Annotated in this window: 1 protein-coding gene; it reads left to right on the top strand. The window is 40.4% G+C overall.

All coding sequences use genetic code 11. The annotated features are described in order from the left end of the window. Window positions 1-1,069, top strand: a 1,069-nt coding sequence (locus tag IQ234_RS20845; protein WP_193958464.1) for an IS4 family transposase, incomplete at its 5' end; no start/stop codon positions are given. Window positions 1,070-1,080 lie beyond the last annotated feature (11 nt).

The following is a 1,080-nucleotide window of genomic DNA, read 5'->3' as shown; positions in this document are numbered from 1 at the left end:
CTTAAAAGAGGAAGGATTACTCTGGGTAGAACCTCTAAAAGTAAGTAAGCAAGCTGTATCCAAAAGATTGATGAGCTTACCTACGGAAATCTTTGTATTGCTGCTGAGAAATATTTTAGAAAAAAGAAAAGAAATGTCAGGTAAAATTAGCATAGCTGAGAAATGGCAAAAGGTGAGAGAAAAATTCAGTGTTATTTGGATAGCCGATGGCTCAACCTTAGAGCAGCTGAGGAAAAGGCTGAAAGCTTCCGAGAAGGAATCTGGGAAATTGGCTGGAAGAATAATGATGATTGTTGAGGCATTTACGCAAGTACCTGTGACAGTATGGTATCAGAAAAATGAGAAATGTAACGATAAAGTATGGGCAGAACAGTTAATAAATGAGCTACCTACATCAGGCTTGCTAGTCGTTGACCTAGGCTTTTTTAGTTTTCCGTGGTTTGACCAATTTACTGAGGAAGGAAAATATTTTCTTACCCGCATGAGGGGAAAAACATCTTACCAAATAAAGCAAGTTTTGTCCGCAGGAAAACTTTACCGAGATGAGATTATTACCCTCGGTCAGTATCGCTCTAATCCTTGCCATTCGACCGTCAGATTAGTCTCAGTTCTTTGGGGAAATACTTGGTATGATTATTTGACAAACGTGCTTGATTCTGAACAACTATCCGCTGAAGAAGTTTGTGATTTGTATAGAAGAAGATGGCAGATAGAAGAAGCTTTTCTCTTAACCAAGCGACTCTTAGGACTGGCCTATTTATGGGTTGGACATACTAACGGCGTACAAATCCAAATTCTCACTACCTTGATTTTCTATACTGTTCTCATTCAGATAGTTCAAGATGTGGCTGTAGCTCGACCTCAGCCGCCAGAAAAAATTTCTGTCGAGATGGTTTTTAGAAGCCTTTACTATGTAGCGAAGGCTTTCTGGAGGGGCGAAAATCCAGATGTAATCAGCTATTTAGCCGAACGCGCTCAACTTTTTGGACTGATTAAAGCTGAACGTCAGCGACATCGAGAGAAAGAGGCTCTCCATCGACAAATATGGGAACCTCTTCCCTTAAGTTGACACCAATGGCA

The organism is Microcystis aeruginosa LEGE 91341, from assembly GCF_015206885.1.
Classification (GTDB): domain Bacteria; phylum Cyanobacteriota; class Cyanobacteriia; order Cyanobacteriales; family Microcystaceae; genus Microcystis; species Microcystis aeruginosa_H.
This window is presented reverse-complemented; position numbering and strand designations above follow the sequence as displayed.